Consider the following 20,379-nt stretch of genomic DNA (forward strand, 5'->3'; position numbering starts at 1 on the left):
ACATGCAACCCCCTAAATCTCGTAAAATCGTCGCATGTGGTTCTGAAAAGCTTGTTTTTGTGCTTATTTTGGTCAACATGGCTTTTTATACATGCTTTGGCCAAGCAAATGACAAAAAAGTTGTAGTTGACAGTTTGAGCAAGCTTATACAAAAAGAGCGGAATCCCAGTACTCGTGTGCGATTGCTGCTTGAGCGGGCAATCCAACTGCCTTCGAGCAATTATGATCAAGCGATCCATGACGCGACAAGCGCCTTGGATCATTACCGTGCCGAATATGATGAGAAAGGTATGGTCAACGCGTATGTAGCATTGGGAAGCATCAACCACCAGCAGAAGGCCTATCGCAATGCACTTTACTACGATTCTTTAGCCATGGCACTGGCGGAAAAGGTCAACTTTTCTGAAGGCAAAGTGTTGGCATATCGAAATCTTGGACGTGAATACGCCGCTATCGGTAACATCCTCGACGCAAAGTCAAGTTATGAAAAGGCGCTCGAATTAGAGCTTGCCTTGAAGAATAAAGATCTAGTGCGCTTGATTTCCAACTATAATCAATTAGGGATAGTCAGTCGTATTGTTGGTAAGTTCGAAGAATCAGTAGCATACTTAAGTGAAGGAATACAATTAGCGGAAAAGAATGGCCAAATTCGTATGTTAGCCCAAATGTATATGAATCTGGGTAATACTTATAATGAAACATCGAACTACCAAGAGGCCGCAAATATGCATTTAAAAAGCGTGAAAATCAAGGAGCGCCTTGACGACCGCCTGGGACTTGGTCAGTCTTTTACCAATCTTTCAATTGTTTTTTTAGCTGCAAAGGAGTTTGATAAAGCCATTTCGTATTTACGCAAAAGCCAGCAAATCAATGCCGCCTTTAAAAACTACAAAGGACTAGGACTTAACGCCTCCAACCTCGCTATCATTTATATCGAAAAAGGAGAAGTGGACTCTGTATCGCTTTTTTTTAAAGAGGCCATAGCGAATTTTAGTCGCGCGTCTGACAACCGAGGCCTCGCATTGGCTTTCCACAACTTTGGTAAGTTTCTGTTTGATATAAACAAGCTGGATACCGCTGAGGTAATGATGGAAAAAGCCTTGCGATTGCGAACAGCTGCAGGCTCAAATACCGAGATCTGCACCACATTAGCAAATCTGGGTCAACTTGAAATCAGGCGGGGTAATTTCTCTAAAGCAGAGAATTACTTACTTGAGGCACAAAGGTATATCGACACGACGAAGACAACCCGAGCCCTTTCGGATTTATATACCTACTTGAGTGATTTATACAGCCAAAAACGGAACTACGGAAAAGCGCTGACATACCTGAAAAAAGTACTAGACCTTGAACGAAATAGTTTTACAGAGAACGAGCGGATAGCTTTGTTGAAAGCTGAATCCAAATATGAACTGGAAAAACGTGATCTTGAGTTGGCGTTGGAGCGGGAAAGGCAGCGTGAGCATCAAGTTAAGACGTTCTTAATTGGCGTGTTAGTTGTTTTGGCATTCATCGCGATAATAAGCGTTCTGTGGATTCGCCGCAAGCAAGTCAAAGAGCGCCATCAGGCGCAATTGCAACAACTTACCCAGGAGCACCTGATAGCGACGACGCAAGCGTTGCGGGGAGCTGAGGAAGCAGAACGGAAAAAGATAGCTAATAAGTTGCACGACGAAGTAGGTGCGTTGCTTTCCATAGCCAAACTTAATGTAGACCAACTGGAGGCCGATGTCTTTGCGATAGACAGCGAGGCGATGATAAAACTTCAGACTGCGAAAAAACTGTTGGGAGAAATGGGGGAGACCGTCAGAGCTATAAGCCACTCGCTTGCACCCGTAGCGTTAGAAAAATACGGCCTAAAACCAGCTATCCTTGACTTGATAAATGCGGTAAACGCCTCTGGTAAAATTAGTGTAGAAACCATCATCGAAGGGCTAGAGGGTGCGGACAGCTGGAACAATGAATTCAGGTTTGGCTTATACCGTATTCTGCAAGAAGTGCTCAACAACATCATCAAACATGCACAAGCCACACATGTGCTGGTTCAGGTCGTGGAGTTGGAGCGCTCGATTACTATCTATGTCGAGGACAACGGCAAGGGGTTCGATACGACTACAACGAGCGGCGGTGCTGGCCTTAATCTATTGAAACACAACGTCGCATATTTTAATGGAATTATCGAGGTCAATGGACGCAAAAACCAAGGGACATTTGTGTTGATCGAGTTGCCGTTAGCCGGGAGTTCGGCTTACGAAACCAATCATGAAGATTGGCCATAGGTGGCGGCTTCCTTTCAAGTGACGGAAATTGCGGTATTTGCAAAAAAATATTAGTATTGTAGACCGATACGAACACTGCCAGTCTTTCATACCATGAAAACACGCATAATTATAGCCGATGACCATCCGGTCGTTATACAAGGCGTTAAAGACATTTTAGAAAAAAACGGTGCGTTTGATGTGATGGCGACATTCCGCGATGGCAAATCGTTGTTGCAATCGCCGTTATTGGCAAGGGTCGATGTGTTGCTGCTTGATTTGAATATGCCTGACATCGATGGATTGCAAACGCTTGACAAATTAAGGAAGCTAGGTGCATCTTTCAAAATCATCGTTATTACGAGTTATTTGTCTCCCCTGCTTGCCGAGCAATGCAAAGCAGCGGGCGTGCATGGGTATTTAGTCAAATCTGATGACTTATATCTACTCGTCAAGCGCATACAAGATGTATTGGCTGGCGAATCAGTTTTCCCGGATTTTTCCCAATCGGATCAACCTACAGGAACCGATTTTTCGTACTTTGACGAGTTCCTGAAGAAATATAAGCTTACCAAACGTGAAGTGGAGATCGTTCGAATGGTCTGCAATGACTACAGCTCCAAAGAAATCGCAGATAAATTATGCCTTTCTACGTTTACCATCCAAACCCACCGGCGCAATATTATCAGAAAATTAGGCCTGGACGACTCAAAAATCGCTTTGTATCGGTTTGCGGTCGATAACGGCGTCATTTAACGCAGGCGCAACGGTAGCATAACGATTGCTTGTTTTTCAATTTTTTATTGAAATTGTTGTTATAATTTCAATAATTAGCGTGTTTTTTAATGGATAATTTATATATTTGGCGCTCTTGTCGTGAATAGGCAATAAATCCTATATTCGTTTCTTTATTTCCGTCACATGAAATTAAGTAAAAAACAAGCAGTCTTTGAAAATGAAGTGCTCATGCGCTTTGAATTGTTCAACAGTCTGTTTATGACTTTGCCGTTTTACCAAGTGAAGCATACCGGTACGTTGTTGCCTTTTTTCACAACGCATTGTGAGCGCGGTGTTGCCGAAAAACTTGATCCGGAAGCGACCATCGAGAGTTTCTTCGAGCAATATGAACAGTACATCGGCGAGTCGGACCGAATAGACTTACTCTTTCGCATCATTCAATATATTGAGCGGCAGGTGGTGCTGTTCGACGCCGTGGAAGATGCCGCTTTCCGCAAAACCGGCCGGTCGGATGAGGCGGGGTTATTGGATTCGGTTTTCAAACAAACCGAAAGCAACAAGGAACTTCGGAGCAAGCTGGTAAAAAAGCTGAACGACTTTTCGTTAAGGCTGGTTTTGACCGCCCACCCGACACAGTTTTATCCAGGGCCTGTTTTGGCGATCATTACTGACCTCACGGAAGCATTGAAAAAGAATGACATACACAATATTCACCTGTTGTTGCAGCAATTGGGCAAAACGCCCTTCATGAAGAAAAATAAGCCAACGCCGGTTGATGAAGCGAATAGCTTAGTGTGGTTTCTGGAGAATGTGTTCTATCCGGTGGCATCGGCCATTCAATCCAAAATCGACGATGAGTTTGACCTGCCGATTGACGAGAATAAGCAATTGATTGAACTGGGATTTTGGCCCGGAGGCGATCGGGATGGCAATCCCAATGTGACCGTAGACAGCACCCGGCGCGTAGCGCTGTTGCTTCGCACGATCCTCTTCCGCTGTTATTACCGGGATTTCCGGATGCTCAAAAGGCGGATTACATTCTCTGGTGTCGAGAAGTATATGGATGTTTTGCAGGATCTGTTTTACGAAAACAGCTTCAATCCTTCTGATAATCCAGAAAACGAAAAGCCCGCAATCATACATAACTTAAAGGAAATCAAGCGCGTGCTGGTCGAATACCATGACGGGCTATTCGTCGAGTTGGTGGATGACCTGCTTCGTAAGGTAAAGACGTTCGGTTGTTTTTTCGCAACGTTGGATATCCGGCAGGATAGCAGTATCATCCGGCAGACACATGCTTACCTTCGTGAAAAACATGTAAGCGCCATCGGCATTGCAGCTGATTTCGAACAATTAAGCGAAGCCGCGAAACAGCAGGCTTTCAAATTCGAAGCGCATGACTTGTCATACGATGAAAGCGCCGCAGCATTGGTTGCGGACACCCTTGATGTCATCCGGTCAATTAAAGACATTCAACGGTTTGGGGGCGAACGTGCCGCCCACCGGTTCATCATTAGCAATTGCCAGCAAGCTTCCGATATCTTTGAGCTGATGGAACTGTTCTTGTGGAGTGGTTGGGATTCGGGGTCGTTGTTTATCGACTTTGTACCCCTTTTTGAAACCGTTGACGACCTCACCCGGGCCGCAGATGTCATGCAGGCGTTATATACCCACCCGTATTATACGGCGCACCTCAAGCGCCGGGGCAATCAGCAGACCATCATGCTTGGGTTTTCAGACAGTACCAAGGATGGCGGGTATTTGATGGCTAATTGGTCGATTTACAAGGCCAAAATAGAATTGACGGCCATTGCGCGCCAGCACGATATTGATTTGGTCTTCTTTGACGGCCGGGGTGGCCCACCTGCGCGCGGCGGAGGCAAGACGCAACGCTTTTATGCATCGATGGGACAGGAGATTGCCAACGATCACATCCAATTGACCATACAAGGTCAAACCATCAGCAGCCAGTACGGTTCGCTGGATTCGGCCCGCTACAATATTGAGCAGTTGCTTCATGCCGGCCTCACCTCGCACATCGGGCGGAAGGATGGCGATACGCTGTCGGTGGAAAAGAAGCAGTTGATAGAATACATGGCCCACGTCAGCCATGAGCAGTTTTTGGCGTTGCGGCACGATCCGTTATTCCTCAAATACCTCGAACGGTTCAGCCCGCTTAAGCTCCTGTCACAGATCAATATCAGCAGCAGGCCCGTAAAGCGAAATTCGGATAAAGAACTCCGCTTGGAAGATCTGCGCGCGATTAGCTTCGTAACCTCCTGGAGTCAATTAAAGCAAAATATACCCGGATTTTACGGCGTGGGATCAGCGCTTAAGAAAGCCGAAGATACCGGCAAATGGGAGCAAGTAAAGGAACTTTACGAAACGTCAGGAATGTTTAAAACCGTCATCGACAACTGCATGATGTCAATGTCAAAATCAAATTTTGACCTGACCTCTTATATTCAACATGACGAGGTATTTGGCGGCTTCTGGAAAAAAATGCGTGAGGAGTATGAGCGTACGAAGCAATATGTGCTGAAACTGAGTGGAAGCAAGGTACTGATGGAAAATTACCCGGTAGAACGTGAGTCCATCGCCATGCGCGAAAAGATAGTGCTTCCCCTTTTAATCATTCAGCACTATGCCATAAGAAAACTGCAAAAAGGGGGCTTGGAAGAACATGACCGTGAAGTGTTTGCCAAGTTGGTGACACGCACGATTTACGGTGTGGTCAACGCCGGACGGAATTTGGCCTAATGGGGGCTTGATGTGACAAAATTGTTGGTAGGCGTCACATTTTTTAGCTATGTTTGTTGCTTCAAATAAACAAATAGTGTAGCCTTTTAAAAATTTATAGTGTATGAACTTTAAACACATTTCCAGGATTGCGGGGTTGTCTTTAGTTGTAGCAATAAGTTCCTGTACAAGGCATGCGGGGGAACCTGTCAGCCGGGCAGTGCTTTACAACAATGAAACGGACGTCGATACGGATGGATACGTCTTTTTTAAGTTGTTACATGAAAAGGCCAAGTTTGAAACTCAATTGGCCACGTATGTGCAATCGGCGCCCGCTTCCTCAGCAGCGAAGGAATTGGCGGCAAAGGTTATTGAAACCTATGAAGGGATGATTCCGGAGTTGGAAAGCCTTGCCGAAGCTCATTTTGTGGTGCTGCCGGATCCGGGGATGCCTGGTTTTTCGGTGCCACATCATTTTTCAACTGACAGTTTGGGAAGTTTCAGCAGCGAAGCCTACATTGCGCATGTTCAGCATGAGCAAGGTACTATTTTAGAGCAATTGAGGCGAGCCGAACGGAATACCGCTAAAACGTTGAGGACATACGCCCACGAGAAGTTACCAGCGGTAGAAGAGGTTTTTGCACTTTCGGGCGGCAAAGCTGATCACGGGGCTCACCACTGATAAACAAGTATTGCCATGTCAAAAAAAAGCATTGTCACCGGTATTTTGTCTTATGGGATGTCGGGGAGAGTCTTTCATGCGCCATTCATTCACGAAAAATCGCGGTTTGAATTGCGAGCTGTGGTGGAGCGGCATGAAAAACGGGCACATCAACGATATCCGTCCGTTATCAGTTACAATTCGGTAGAAGAATTGCTCAATGATGAAAAGATAGAGCTTGTCATCGTTAATACGCCCAACGACACCCATGTAGACTATGCGACACAAGCATTAAAGGCAGGAAAGCATATCTTGGTAGAAAAGCCATTCGCCCCCAACAGCGATGATGCTAGACGGCTGTTCAACTTAAGTAAGGAAGTAGGCAAGCATGTGATGGTTTTCCAAAACCGTCGTTGGGATAGCGACTTTAAATTGCTTAAACGTGTGGTTGAACGCCAGACATTGGGAGAGTTGATCGAATTGCATGTGCGGTTCGATCGATACCGTATGGAGAAAAGTCCCAAAACCTTCAAAGAACAAAAGATTCCAGGGAGCGGAGTTTTATATGACTTAGGCCCCCACCTGCTTGATCAAGTGATTAGCTTGTTCGGAAAGCCGGAAAAGAGCATAAAAATAGTGTCCAGTCATCGCCCAGGTTCGGAGGTGGATGATTTTTCCACGCTTGTGCTTACCTACCCCAAAGGATTTACCGTATTTATCCACGCCAGTCTATTGGTGGCCAATCCCTTGCCAGCGTATGTACTACATGGCACGAAAGGTTCGTTCCAAAAAGTACGGGCAGATGTGCAGGAAGATCAGTTGCAAGGGGGGATTTCCCCGAAAGATCCGGGGTACGGGATAGAGCCTCCGGGAAAAGAGGGATTGATTACCCTTATTAAACCGAACGGCGACCGCGAAATGCGCTATCGGGAAGCATTGAAAGGCGATTATAATGATCTGTTCAATGCCGTATATGCACAAATACGGAAAGGAGAGCCCTTCCCGGTCAAACCAGAGGAAATCCTTTGGCAAATGGAAATCCTGGAGCAGCCGGCCTGGAACGGGTGACAGTAGCGAATGAAATCAAGTATAGTAAATTCCGCCGTCAAAAACGTGAAGCCTATTATCAATACGATGTTTGGTCATGGTGAATTAACACACGATTAACACTAACAAAACTTTGCATTGTTATTATTGGCCCATTCACTTAAGACGGCCGTATGTTAACAGTTGTGAAGCGAAAATTCCCCCTAATAAACCGAGAGCTAAGTTGGTTGTATTTCAACGAGCGGGTGCTGCAGGAGGCTGCAGACAAGACAGTTCCGTTGATAGAACGGCTCCGGTTTTTGGCTATTTTTTCTTCCAATCTGGATGAGTTCTACCGCGTAAGGGTGGCAACGCTTAACCGCCTGGTAGATATAAACAACAAAACCAAGACCATGCTCGGGTTCAACCCGAAGAAAATCTTAAACGATATTAAAAATATCGTGGTCCGGCTCGAGAAGCGGTTTGACTACCTCTACGAACAGGAAATTATCAAAGAGCTGGAAGCACAGAAGATTTTCATCATCAATGAACAACAGCTGAATGTCGCACGGGGTAGTTATGTGCGGGAATATTTTCGACGGCATGTATTGCCCACGCTTGTTCCCATTATGCTGGAAACCGACAATGCGACAAAGCCGTTTCCCGAATTGAAAGATAGGCACATTTACTTTATCGTAAAGCTGACCTTCCGTAAAAAAATCAGGTATGCGCTCGTCGAAATACCCACCACGATCATGTCGCGCTTCCTGATATTGCCCGAAAACAAGGGGCTGAAGTTTATTATCTTGCTGGATGATATTATCCGATACTGCTTGGATGACCTGTTTTTCATCTTTGAGTACGACACCATAGAGGCGTACAGCATACAGCTTACGCGCGATGCCGAGTTGGACATTGATGCCAACATGAGCGAAAAATTTGTAGACGCCTTGTTGCACAGCCTGCAACGGCGGGACAAAGGGCGGCCTATGCGGTTGCTGTACGACAGCGACATACCGTTGGATGCACTTAATTATTTGGTTTCTCGTATGCTATTGGACCCGGAAGCACTCATTCCGGGCGGCCGGTACCACAACTTTAAAGATTTTGTCGATTTTCCAAATGTAGGCGGTCCATTATTGGAATACCCGCCCATGCCCCAATTGCGTGTCAGCAACATGGATTTGGGCCGAAGCATATTTAGCCAAATGGCGCAACGTGATTACTTGGTGAGCCTGCCCTACCAATCTTTCGACTATATCGTCCATTTCTTGCGGGAGGCAGCGATAGATCCCAAGGTTAAGGAAATCAATATCTGTCTGTACCGGTTGGCCGAAAACTCCAGTGTCATCAATGCACTCATCAATGCTGCACAAAATGGTAAAAAGGTCAACTGTTTACTGGAGCTGAAGGCCCGTTTTGATGAAGAGGCAAATATCTATTGGCGTAATCGGCTGGAGGAGGGAGGCGTGAATGTAAATATTGGCGTCGTCCAGTATAAGGTGCACGCGAAGATCTGCCTCGTTGCGCGCCGTGAAAAGCGTGGATTGGTCTATTATGCCAACCTGGCTACGGGCAATTTCAACGAGAAAACAGCCAAGATCTACTGCGATCACAGTTTGTTTACCGTCAACCCGTTGATTACAAAAGATTTGAGACGTCTTTTCAAGGGGCTGGAAAAGCAGACGTTCCATCGCGGGTATAAGACCATCATCACCTCGCCTTTGGAAACCCGCCAGCGATTGTATCAACTGATCGCCAACGAAATAACAATAGCGAAATCCGGAAAACGGGGTTACATGATTTTAAAGATGAACAGCTTGTCCGATGAAGGAGTGATTGAGAAGCTTTATGAAGCCAATAACGCGGGGGTGACCATTCAGCTCATCGTACGAGGCATGTGCTGCCTGGTGCCTGGGCAAGCTGGTTTTAGCGAGCGTATCACCGTGAGGAGCATTGTAGACCGTTATCTGGAGCATGCACGCGTATGGATATTTGGCAATGGGGGAGAGGAGTTGATTTACCTGTCGTCTGCTGATATGATGACCCGCAACATCGATCGCCGGGTAGAGGTGGCGTTTCCGATTGTCGACGCACGTGTCCGAAAAGAAATTCGCGACATCATCGACATCCAACTGAAAGACAATAGCAAAGCCCGTGAAATAAACCAACTGAATAATAACCGATACATCGGTGCCAAAAGCAAAATCAGGCATCGCGCACAGGAGGACATTTACAATTATCTGAAATATAAATCATAATCAATCGTGAGGTACGCAGCTATAGACATCGGATCGAATGCAGTGAGGCTATTGATAGCCGATATTATTCAAAACAATGACATCGTATCATTCAAAAAAAACACCTTGGTGCGGGTGCCATTGCGCCTTGGCGACGACGCTTTTATCGACCGTAAGATATCTGAGCCAAAAGCGGTGGATTTGGTGAAGACGATGTCGGCATTTCGCAATCTGATGGATGTATATCGAGTAAGTGAATACATGGCCTGTGCCACCTCGGCCATGCGCGAAGCTGAAAACGGCGGCGTTTTGGTCAACGAAATCAAGGATACCGGGATTGACCTGCAAATTATCGATGGGAGCGAAGAAGCGCGGATTATTTACAGTAGTCACATCGAGCAGCACCTCGGAAACAAAAAAGCATATTTGTATATCGATGTGGGCGGAGGCAGCACGGAGCTGTCGGTCTTTGCCGATACCAAACTCGTCGCTTCTGCATCGTTCAACATCGGTACCATCCGTATCTTAGACAACCAAGATAAAGAGGAAACCTGGGAAGAAATGAAAACCTGGGTAAATACGCATACCCGTATGTTTAAAGCGGTTTATGGCATCGGCACTGGCGGCAACATCAACAAGCTATCAAGGCTGGCGAGTGATAAGGAGGACAAGCCTATTTCTTATGCCAAATTGAAATCGCTGCATGAGTACCTCAGTTCGTTTTCGCTAAAAGACCGAATCAATGTATTAGGCTTAAACAATGACCGTGCAGATGTCATCATTCCCGCATGCGAGATTTTCCTTACCTTGATGAAGTACGGCCACTTACGGCAGATTATTGTGCCCAGGGTGGGGCTGGTAGATGGAATTATCCAAACATTGATTGACAAACACCTTTTGCCGACTTTGCAAGAGACAGCAATTAGCCGATAAATTGCGTTTTTCTCAACCGGCAAACCTGCCTTTTGGCGGCAGATAAGCGAACGGCAAAATTGTTTTATATGCAGTTTCTTTAAACTTGCATATCAATACAATTTTATCTAAGTTTGCGCCAGTAAAAAATCCTCTGCGGAAGTGGCGAAATTGGTAGACGCACCATCTTGAGGGGGTGGCGCCCTACGGGCGTGGCAGTTCGAATCTGCTCTTCCGCACAACGAAGAACACCGCTGCGAAAGCAGGGGTGTTCTTCGATTTTATGCAACTTAGAATTCTTTTTCGCCAAACTCACTTCCGGGAAGCCTGAGCTGACGGGTCAGCCTGTTTAGGTTAAACGAGAGGTTGAGCATAATCACGTCAGTCTCATAAATGTAATTTGTTGTCGTGTAGAAATCAGGTGCCCAGGTCGTAATCCGTTGTTCGTTGCTAGGCAAGAGTCCCATCCCGATGTTCTGCCATTGCACAAGCGCAGTGAGGGCGCCGTCGAAAAACGTGTGTTTCAACGATAGATTGGGCGAAAGGAACCGGGAATCTTCCCCTTGCACCGTTGGCCGGGCAGATAAATAGTTTACATTGCCCTGGATACTGAACTGCTGAGTTAGCTGGAAGTTTGCATTTCCGTTGATGGCATATACCCACGCTTGGTTCTCCATTTCGTCGGCGTAATCGAGCACTACCCCACGCGTTGTACTCCGGTATGCGTTGGATCCAAGGTAAAGTTGGGCCCATTTTACCGGATTGTAATTGATGCCAAGCTCTACACCTGCCCGGACCGCCCTATCGGCGTTGGTGAAAACGCGATTCAGGATGGTGTCGGCAAACACACTGTTGACGCGCTGGATAGGATTTTGGATATCCTGGAAATAAACGGTGGTAAAGACAGAGCCGCCCTTAAAATCCCGCACGATGCCCAGTTCAGCCAGGTATATAAATTCAGGCAGTAGGTTTGCATCGCCCTGCTCGAGCGTTTCAGAATGTTCCCGTTCGGGAATTGGGTTTAGCTCAAAATTACTGGTCCGTTGCACCCGGCGGCTTAGCCCACCTTTGACTTTCCAGCGGTCGTCAATCGTGTACAAGACGCTTGCTGAAGGGAAAAGGTTATGTAGGTTCAGCACATAGTCGTCGTCGCCCAGTGAGCGGACCCGCAAATCCCGGTTTGCATACTCATAGCGCAGACCGCCCATGTATGCCAGCTTACCACTGTTGCCCGAATATTGCGTATAGACGGAGTGAATCTGGTTGACCGCGACGACATCGCCACTGAATTCCGGTACGGCTGCGAAACCCAAGTCGCCCGCTTCCTTAACCTCGTAGATAAACCTGCCATCTTGCGCATCCCGTCGGTATTGATAGCCGGTTTCCCATACGCCATTCCAGGCAGGGGTAGAAAAGTCGATTTTGCTACGGATCCCGTCAAGCGGATTCCGGTAGGTGCTTACCGTATTTTGGACGGTATCAGACAACTCAATATTGCGGTTCAGGGTTGATCCGTACAGATTGGCCCGTTCATAAAGCGTGGAGAAACTTAATGACGAACCGTCCCCAAAGCTGTGGGTATAATCAAAATTACCCAGCATGAAATTGCCCTGCTTACGTTGAAGGTTGGCATTGAAGTATTGCCTTTGGCCGATGGTTGCACCCGTTATTAGGTCTGTAGTGACGTTGTTGTAATTGATATCAGCCGTCCGATCTTGAAATTTATGGCCGGCGAAAAAGCCCAAGGAAAATTGGTTGCGTTTATCGGGCGTGTAGCTTACATTGAACCGGCCGCCGTAGTTGTATTTGTCAAAGCTGCGCTCTCCGTAGGACGGAAATGACGTCTTCCGATCGCCGATCACCGTGTATACATCACCGTCTCGGAGGCCCGCATTATCGTTGCGTAGGTAGTTAGCGCTTGCCGATATATCCCACTCGCGTTTCCGGTAATTGACTGTCACATCCGCACCGTAGCGCTGTTGGCTTTCCGGGTTCCCATAGTCTTCTATGGAAGGCAGGCCTCCCTGTAGGTTCGCCAAAAGTGCAAATCCGTCGTCAACCCCTTTTTTAGTGGTGATGTTAATGATGCCGCCCCTGCCATCGGGGTCATATTTGGCTGAAGGGGAGGTAATCAATTCGATGTGCTCTACCTGGTTTGCCGGTAGTTGACTCAGCATCGTGGCGGCATCCGTCTGTACGGGCTTGCCATTAATCAATACCAGAAACCCTTGCGCACCACGGAGTGTAATCTGGCCCTGTCCGTCCACCGAGACTGCGGGCATGTTACGGATTACATCGATGGCTGAGCCTCCTTTGGCAGCCTGGAATTGTTCGGCTTTATAAACCTGCTTATCTATCTTATTTATACTTTGCAACTGCTGTCCGGTTACCTCCACTTCATTGAGGAGCAGCGGGTTCGCTTCCAATCCAATCCGGCCCAGCTCGATGTGCTGGTTGCCGGTCACGGTTACCTGCGCAGATTCAGTCGGATTGTAGCCCAGAAACTGCAGGCGAACGAAGTAACTGCCCTGTTTCAGCCGGTCAAACTTGAAGGTGCCTGTTGTATCGGAGAGTTGCCCGTCGACCAGCGCCGAGTCACCAGCTTGATGCAATGACACGCTGACAAACCCCAGCGGCGTCCCCGCCGTCTGGTCAAATGCGACTCCCGCAATGGATCCCGTTTGCGCAAATGCCGGTACCGTTGCCAGCGAAAATAAGAAGCCGGCTAATGCCACATCGAACGTCAGACGGGTGAGGGCTGCCCGGAGCATATTTCCGGTATTCAGCATCAATTTCATAGTGAATCGTATTTTTTCCGCCGCAAAGATAAGTGCCTTGTGCTCCGCGAATGCGGTCGATTTGAAAATAGCACGGTATAAAACGATACACTAAATGATTAGCCGGTACGGCGGAAAGCATGCGGTGTCATACCGGTATGCCGCTTAAAATATTTGATAAAATGCGAGTTATCCCCGAAGTCCAGCTGAGCAGCTATTTCGCCCAAGGTCATGTCCGTGTAAAGCAGCAGGCGTTTGGCTTCATTCACGATATGCCGAGCCAATACGGAAGTTGCAGAATCACCGACCGCCTTCCGGCAAGCGGTATTGAGGTTTTGCGGCGTTGTGTTCAACAGCTCGGCGTAATGCGCCACGCTGTTTTGTAACGTTTCGGTCTCGCCAAGAAGCGCCTCGAAACGCTGGAAGGTGTCAACGGCGTTTATGTGCCTCGGTCGTTCCGACGGGGCTTGTTGAAGTATTTTGGCCAGCAGTGCTTTCAGCAAGCCTTCCATGATTTCGCCGCCGAGGGAAACTGTCGGTCCGTACTGCCACTCAACAAGCAGCAAGTCGAAAAGTGAAACCAAGCTATCCGGCATGGTTATCGGTATACGCACATGCCCACTTAGCCTTAAAAGCAGGGCCTTCAAAGCCCTATCCGGGCTGTTGTCGACGTACGGTTGCTTAATAATCATGACGTAGCCTTCAGGCTCGCCCTCCAGCGCCCAGTGATGCACTTCTTCTTGGCGAACGATAAACAGCACCGGCGGTGTCACGTTGTAGTGTCTCCCGTCGATGGTGTGGATGCCGCCACCTTTCGTGAGAAATATGAATTCCATATAACTGTTGTGCCTATGCGGTGCAGTGCGGCGGATATCTTTCTTAAATCTCGCGATTTTGATATATTGATAACCTTCGATTTTGTTTTTTACTTCAAGCATGGCGAGTTGAAATTCTGTGTTGTGTATGTCGGTGCCTATATGCCGGCAACCATCCGATTTTTAGTCAGTTAGAAAGGCATGTAGAAAAGCAAACTCCATTGTCTCTTTTGCGAAACAACGTTTTTGCAGGTTTGTTAGTATCTTAATTGAAAGGTAAAAAAAACAAAGGAGAAACATTATGGCTATTGTAAAAGTAATTGAGGTTATCGCCTCTTCAGATTCCAGTTTCGACGACGCCATCCGTAGCGCGGTAAAGGAGGTGTCAGCGACCGTGAAAAATATTGACTCGGTATACGTTAAAGATTTCAAAGTACATGTAAAGGATGGTGAAATCACATCCTATGGTGCTATATGCAAAGTTTCGTTCCGGGTCGACCGAAGTGAAACGCATTAAGGGTTATCCCGTTTAGGAATTTTTATCTCCGCGCGCTGCTTGGGGGTCAGTTCCTTGAATTTAGCATACGTATCCATAATATACAGGCGTAGATCAGATTCGTCTGCCGCAGCTAAAAATTCGACGGTGGGCCGGTACTTGGTCATGTACAATTCCAGCTCCTCGCCTTTAAGGGGGGTGACAGCCATGACCGCCTCCGGGGTGAAGCGGGCATCGATTTTGCGACGTTCCTGCTCAGCGAGCAACAACCGGTAGCGTAGCCGGGCCTGCCGGCCTTCCTGCCCCAGCCAGCGAGATGGCGAGAGACGCAGTCCACCCCGGTGTTGGGACGTTTCGGCAACCTGCCCTTCTTTCCGGGCACGTTCGATTTCCGTTGCCAGGCGGCTGTCGGTCATCGCCTGTATCTGTACCTCGTCAATCTGGATTGCACTGCCATCGGGAGTCATATATACCCGCTTTATATCAAATTCAATGACCACAAGCGTATCTGTACGGTAGCCGGGGTACTCAAATTGCAATCGCTCATTTTTCTTGACGGGAATAGTGAACTTTCCATCCGCCGAGCTTTCTGCCAGTTTCCCGGTGTTCAGGTTTTTGATTTCTACGTAGGGGAGGGGTTCTCCACTGTTTAGTTCCAGTACATAACCGGTGAGCACAGTGTCCTGTGCTGCTACGGTATGCGCGATGATCGCCATGAGTATGATATGCAGTGCCCTGATTAAGAGCCTGGCCATATGGAATCTGAGTCTTAATTTCGAGCACTGCATAGTGGGCAATTTGTCTATTATCTATTTCTATTTTATCTATTGTGCGTTAGGGGCTTCCCAACGGTTGTTATCCGGATTATGGTCAGGATACACTTTGTCCGGATCCAGTTGTACGGCGGTTACCTCTTCGGTGGTTGGGTATCTGAAGGTCCATGTCGCGTTGCGCTCCCATACTTCCACAGGCAATTTCACGCGGTGCGTAGTTCCGCTCTTCGTGGTGATATCCGCTACGATGGGCATGGGCAGTTTTTCGAGGTTATCAACGGTGATAAGCACGCCCTTGCTGGGGTCATTGTCATAATATACCACATTGCGTACCGCTTGGTCAAACCGCCAGTTGTACTGGAACCATCCACGCCAGAACCAGTTGAGGTTTTCGCCCGCCACGTTTTCGATGGTGCGGAAAAAATCATCCGGTGTGGGGTGCTTGTATGCCCAACGGTGAAGATAGGCTTTAAACGCACGGTCAAATCGCTCGGGGCCAAGGATCTCATTGCGGAGCAACCGCAGGCCATAGCCGGGCTTAAGGTAGGCCAACATGCCGATGTTGCGCTCCTGCATATTCTGCGGGGCGCTCATTACCGGCTCAAGATCGGGCCGAGTAAGCGCCTGTGCCAACCGATTGGCATCGCCCATGGGGCGGTAATATTCACCGTTGTTGAACGCTTCGGTAGACAAATCGTTGATAAACGTATTGAAGCCTTCATCCATCCACGCATGTAAGCGCTCGTTGCTACCCACAATCATCGGAAACCAGATATGGCCAAATTCATGATCAGTCACCCCCCAGAGCCCTGCGCCCTTGGATTTGAAGCTGCAAAAAACGATGCCCGGATATTCCATGCCGCCGATATCTGCCGCCACGTTTACGGCCACCGGATAGGGATATTCCATCAGTATTTTTGAGTAAAATTCGATGGACGCCTTGGTGTATTCCGTAGAACGCTCCCAGGCATTGCCACCGTTGCTTTCTACCGGATAGGCCGATAGCGCCAACGAGCTGTTGCCGCTGGGGAGATTGATTTTCGCGCCATCTACGATAAACGCAGGCGACGATGCCCACGCTACGTCATGCGACTTATCGAGCCTGAACTTCCAGGTCAGCTCCTTTTTGCCCTGCGGACGGGAAGCCGGTTGTGTCACTTCCTCTGCCGAGCGGATGATCACAGTTTTGTCGCTCTTTTTCGCCTGTTCCAGCCGCTTTACCTGTTCGGCGGTGTAAACTTCTGCAGCGTTGAGAAGCTCGCCACCCATAACGACGATGTGGTTGGCCGGAGCGGTGATATCCACTTCATAGTTGCCGTATTCGAGGTAGAATTCACCAGGGCCCGTATAAGGCTGCACATTCCAACCGAGGATGTCATCGTATACCGCTACCCTTGGAAACCACTGCGCGATAGCGAAAATTTTGCCGTTCTGTGTTTCCAATACGCCCGTGCGGTCTGCACCGTGCGTGGGTACCACATAAGAATAATCAATGCAGATGGTTGTTTTGCCGCCATTGGGTTGCAATGGTTCCGGTAGCAGTACCTGCATGCGCGTATCGGTGATGAGGTGCTCGGCATCATTGCCATTGCCGAATTTAACGGATTTGATGTCGTAACCGCCATCGAAATCCGATTGGGCATCGCCATACCGGCTTCTGGTCAGTGGGACAATGAGGTGTCCGCGGCCTTCCTGCGAAAACATATTTTGATCGAGCTGCAACCAGATAAATTCCAGTTCATCCGGACTATTGTTGGTATATTCCATGGTCACGGTCGCTGTGATTTCATGGGTGTTGTCATCCAGTTTGGCTGAAATTTTGTAATCAACGGCGTTCTGCCAGTATTTGGGTCCCGGCATTCCACTTGCTGAGCGGTACTCATTGCCATTGTTTTTGTAGAAAAAAGGATTAAAGGCCTCTTTGTAATCGTATTTGCTTTCCACGGCCTGCGAATGCACCGTTGACGGCAATACGGCCGCCAGCAATGCTGCGCCGATAATACTCGATATAACCGATTTATTCATATGTGTTGAGTTTGTTATGGACTATTTTAGTTTGGCGTTGTACTCCGTTTCGTCAAACCCCAAAATGATACCCTTCGGGCTTTCGATGACGGGCCGCTTGATGACACTGGTTTTGGTGCGCATGAGCTGATTGGCGGAGGCAGCATCAACGACGGCGCTTTGTTCCGCTGGCGAAAGCTGCCGCCATGTGGTTCCCCGTTTATTCACCAAGCGTTCCCAGCCGGTCTGTTCTTCCCAGGCATGGAGTTTCGCTTCTGAAACGCCTTCTTTCTTGAAATCGTGGAAGGTATAGGGGATATTGTTTTCTTCCAGCCACGATAGGGCTTTTTTTACCGTATTGCAATTTTTAATTCCGTAAACGTGCATAATTGAACTATATGCTAGCAAACTTAAAATTTATATCCAAAATTCCCGAAAAAAAGCCAGTTTAATTTCCACCTTGCTGGCCACCGCCGGCCGAGTCGTCATTTTTGATGCCGCGCCGGTTTTTCCGTATCTCATCTTTCAACCGGCCGAAGCGGTAGGAGAGGCTCATGTTGAAAGAACGGTAGTAATTCTGCGAAAATGACGATTGCGTGAAGCTGGGCCCGGCCATGTCATTGATGTAGTTGCGGAATTTGTTAAATGGATTGGATATCGAACCCGAGAGGCTCAGTTTTTCCTTGATCAAATCCTTGGAAGCACTGATCCCATAGTACGGAAAGGCATTGCTTTGCCCTTGCAGCATGATGTAGGGCGTGCTGTAGCTAAAATTGCCATTGAGGCGCCATCCATCGTCAAGCATGTAGCTCAACCCTCCATAGATATATCCGCGCATGCCTGAGTTGCGCGTCTCCTCGCCGTCAACGATACCTTCCAGCCAAATGTAGCTCATATCGCCGCTTACATTTAAATTGAGCTTTTTGGTAATGGGGTAATTGATGCTGATGTTTGTGCCGAGCGATCGGTCTTTGCCGATATTCTCAAATGTGAATCGCGAGACGCCGGTTTCGGCGTTGTAGTTGATAAGCCGCTGAATGGTGTTGTTGGCGAAGGAGTAGTTCAGGCCAATGTTGATGCTGGCTTTACCGAAGCTGCTGTAGCGCAGGTTAAAGTTGTTATTCAGCACGGGCCTTAGGTCAGGGTTCCCCGAATACTCAAAGTTGGGGTTTGAGCGGTCGACAAACGGATTAAGGTTCCATATGCCCGGGCGCTGTACCCGCTGGGTATAGCCCAGGTTCAAGGTCTTGCCTTGCTTGAGTATGTGATTGATGGCTATTGAAGGGATGAAATTGAAATAATTCTGGTCGACATTGGAATGGCTCGAAATAAAATCCGCTTTGACGATAGTCTGCTCGGCACGCAGGCCGGCACTGAATCCCCATTTTTCCAGCTTGTACTGGTAGGAGTTGTACGCACTGAGGATGTATTGGTTGTTTTCATACGTATTTGTCTGCGTGGGGTCCTCAACGAACGAACCGGTCGCCTCATCAAAATTTGCCGAACGGAAGTCGCTGTTGTTCAATCGGAAAATACCTTTGACGCCGCCCTCGATATTCAGCTTGCTGACGGGATGCACGTAATCAAGCTGGACGGTATGTTCGTCTTGCGTGCCATCGTTTGTTTGGTTGTAATCCGGTATCTGGTAGTTGAACCTTTCCGTGATACGCATGCGGTTGTCTTGTGCATCTGTGTAGCTGCTAAACCGGTAGGAAAAGGTAAGTAGTTGGTCCTTATTTTGTTTAAAGCCCTTTTGATAGTTAAGTCCGCCATGATACCCTCCCCAACGGCTTTTTCCCCTGTTGTAGAGGTTGAATTCTTGAATGGGTGCCCCGTCAAAGGTACTGGTGTTGGAGAATTGGCTCAAATCGTTGCCGAACTGGCCCAGGTTTACGCCGATTTCTCCCGTGATGAGGTTTAGGCTGTCGATATCATAGCTGAGCTCGGTACCCAGGTAAGTAAAATTGCTGGTTCCTTCGTTGAAGCCGTTCTGAAGCAAAATATTGGGTTGGCCTATGTGGGTTGTCCGCTCATAGTTGCTTTGGGTCTGTGGGCGCTGCGATAGGCTACCTCCGAAGTAGGCCGATGCGCCGAATTTGCCCTGTTTGATGGTTACCGACCCGCCAACTCCCGGTCCACCTGCTGGCGCACGGTAATTGAGGTTGACCGATCCGCGGTAGCCGTTGTCGACGTTTTTGTTGGTGATGATGTTGATGATCCCTGCCAGCCCTTCGCTTTCATACCTCGCCGGAGGTGTGGTAATGACTTCAATTTTTTCTATGGACTCCGCGGGCATCGCCTTTAGCACCTCTTTTGGATTGCGGGCGATCATGTCGGACGGTTTGTTATTGATGAAAATCCGGTAGTTGCCATTACCTTGCAGCAAGACATTCTCGTCGCCATCCACCGAGAGCAGGGGTACCTTTCGCATCAGATCCAACGCGGTGAGTATTTTGCTTTCCGGGTCAGCCTGCACATCGTATGTCAGCCGGTCTATATCCTGCTTGACAATCGGACGGGTCGCCGTGATGACCACCTCGTCGAGCGTCTCCGCTTCAGACGAGAGTTCGATTTTGCCCAAATCCAATTCTGGCATGTCGGCAGTCAGCTCAATCGGAAGTTCTCTCGATTTATAGCCCACGGCTACAAAAGCGGCTACATATTTCCCCCGCGCCAGGCCGGGTAGCTCAAATTTGCCTGAGGCATCGGTCAGGATGGTTTTGATTGCTGCACTATCCGTACGAATATTGACCGTCACGTATTCCAGGGCCTGATTACCGGCCGAATCCACAACTGTGCCGCGCAAAACGGCCGTTTTCTGCTGGGCCATCGATGTGAAGAAAGTAACAAGTAGGAGTAAGCCGATAACGGATAGCGATCTGTGTGCCATGGTAGCCATCTGATGAAGTATGAATGTTGTTTTAGTCTATATTTTAGCAA

Annotated in this window: 14 protein-coding genes and 1 tRNA gene; 9 read left to right on the top strand and 6 right to left on the bottom strand. The window is 48.1% G+C overall.

Going from position 1 to position 20,379, the window contains the following annotated elements; all coding sequences use genetic code 11:
* Window positions 1–2: 2 nt before the first annotated feature.
* The 8 genes from JHJ32_RS05665 (at window position 3) to JHJ32_RS05700 (ending at window position 10,813) form a co-directional block, all read left to right on the top strand.
* The gene (locus JHJ32_RS05665; RefSeq protein ID WP_200120277.1) at window positions 3–2,279 is read left to right on the top strand and encodes a tetratricopeptide repeat protein; all 2,277 of its coding nucleotides are present in this window, start codon (window positions 3–5) and stop codon (window positions 2,277–2,279) included.
* Between the two features lie 93 nt (window positions 2,280–2,372).
* A complete protein-coding gene (locus JHJ32_RS05670; protein ID WP_079716204.1) occupies window positions 2,373–3,014 on the top strand; it encodes a response regulator transcription factor in 642 nt (213 codons plus the stop codon).
* Window positions 3,015–3,179: 165 nt separating this feature from the next.
* Entirely contained in the window at window positions 3,180–5,756 is a 2,577-nt protein-coding gene (locus JHJ32_RS05675) for a phosphoenolpyruvate carboxylase (RefSeq protein ID WP_200120278.1), read from the top strand.
* Between the two features lie 103 nt (window positions 5,757–5,859).
* On the top strand, window positions 5,860–6,417 hold the full coding sequence (locus JHJ32_RS05680) for a hypothetical protein (RefSeq protein ID WP_200120279.1): 558 nt from the start codon (window positions 5,860–5,862) through the stop codon (window positions 6,415–6,417).
* 15 nt (window positions 6,418–6,432) lie between these two features.
* On the top strand, window positions 6,433–7,464 hold the full coding sequence (locus tag JHJ32_RS05685) for a Gfo/Idh/MocA family oxidoreductase (protein WP_079716201.1): 1,032 nt from the start codon (window positions 6,433–6,435) through the stop codon (window positions 7,462–7,464).
* A gap of 152 nt (window positions 7,465–7,616) precedes the next feature.
* The gene (gene ppk1, locus JHJ32_RS05690; RefSeq protein ID WP_200120280.1) at window positions 7,617–9,683 is read left to right on the top strand and encodes a polyphosphate kinase 1; all 2,067 of its coding nucleotides are present in this window, start codon (window positions 7,617–7,619) and stop codon (window positions 9,681–9,683) included.
* Between the two features lie 6 nt (window positions 9,684–9,689).
* Window positions 9,690–10,595 (top strand): exopolyphosphatase, encoded by a 906-nt coding sequence (locus tag JHJ32_RS05695; RefSeq protein ID WP_200120281.1) that lies wholly within the window; start codon window positions 9,690–9,692, stop codon window positions 10,593–10,595.
* 135 nt (window positions 10,596–10,730) lie between these two features.
* Window positions 10,731–10,813, top strand: a tRNA-Leu gene (locus JHJ32_RS05700).
* 51 nt (window positions 10,814–10,864) lie between these two features.
* Here the strand turns inward: JHJ32_RS05700 and JHJ32_RS05705 are convergent.
* Entirely contained in the window at window positions 10,865–13,372 is a 2,508-nt protein-coding gene (locus tag JHJ32_RS05705; protein WP_200120282.1) for a TonB-dependent receptor domain-containing protein, read from the bottom strand.
* Between the two features lie 98 nt (window positions 13,373–13,470).
* Window positions 13,471–14,289: an AraC family transcriptional regulator gene (locus JHJ32_RS05710; RefSeq protein WP_255539717.1), complete on the bottom strand. Its 819-nt coding sequence runs from the start codon at window positions 14,287–14,289 to the stop codon at window positions 13,471–13,473.
* 178 nt (window positions 14,290–14,467) lie between these two features.
* Between JHJ32_RS05710 and JHJ32_RS05715 the strand changes: the two genes are divergently transcribed.
* On the top strand, window positions 14,468–14,683 hold the full coding sequence (locus JHJ32_RS05715) for a dodecin family protein (protein WP_079716196.1): 216 nt from the start codon (window positions 14,468–14,470) through the stop codon (window positions 14,681–14,683).
* Here the strand turns inward: JHJ32_RS05715 and JHJ32_RS05720 are convergent.
* From JHJ32_RS05720 to JHJ32_RS05735, 4 genes are all read right to left on the bottom strand, one after another.
* On the bottom strand, window positions 14,680–15,417 hold the full coding sequence (locus JHJ32_RS05720; RefSeq protein WP_079716195.1) for a carboxypeptidase-like regulatory domain-containing protein: 738 nt from the start codon (window positions 15,415–15,417) through the stop codon (window positions 14,680–14,682). The genes JHJ32_RS05715 and JHJ32_RS05720 overlap by 4 nt on opposite strands.
* A gap of 69 nt (window positions 15,418–15,486) precedes the next feature.
* Window positions 15,487–17,460 carry a M1 family metallopeptidase gene (locus tag JHJ32_RS05725; protein ID WP_200120284.1) on the bottom strand — a complete coding sequence of 658 codons (1,974 nt, stop codon included), beginning with the start codon at window positions 17,458–17,460 and terminating at the stop codon, window positions 15,487–15,489.
* Window positions 17,461–17,481: 21 nt separating this feature from the next.
* Entirely contained in the window at window positions 17,482–17,826 is a 345-nt protein-coding gene (locus tag JHJ32_RS05730) for an ArsC family reductase (RefSeq protein WP_079716193.1), read from the bottom strand.
* A 61-nt stretch (window positions 17,827–17,887) separates the two neighbouring features.
* Window positions 17,888–20,329 carry an outer membrane beta-barrel protein gene (locus tag JHJ32_RS05735; RefSeq protein ID WP_200120285.1) on the bottom strand — a complete coding sequence of 814 codons (2,442 nt, stop codon included), beginning with the start codon at window positions 20,327–20,329 and terminating at the stop codon, window positions 17,888–17,890.
* Window positions 20,330–20,379: the final 50 nt, after the last annotated feature.

It is taken from the genome of Parapedobacter sp. ISTM3 (assembly GCF_016533505.1).
Lineage (GTDB): Bacteria > Bacteroidota > Bacteroidia > Sphingobacteriales > Sphingobacteriaceae > Parapedobacter > Parapedobacter luteus.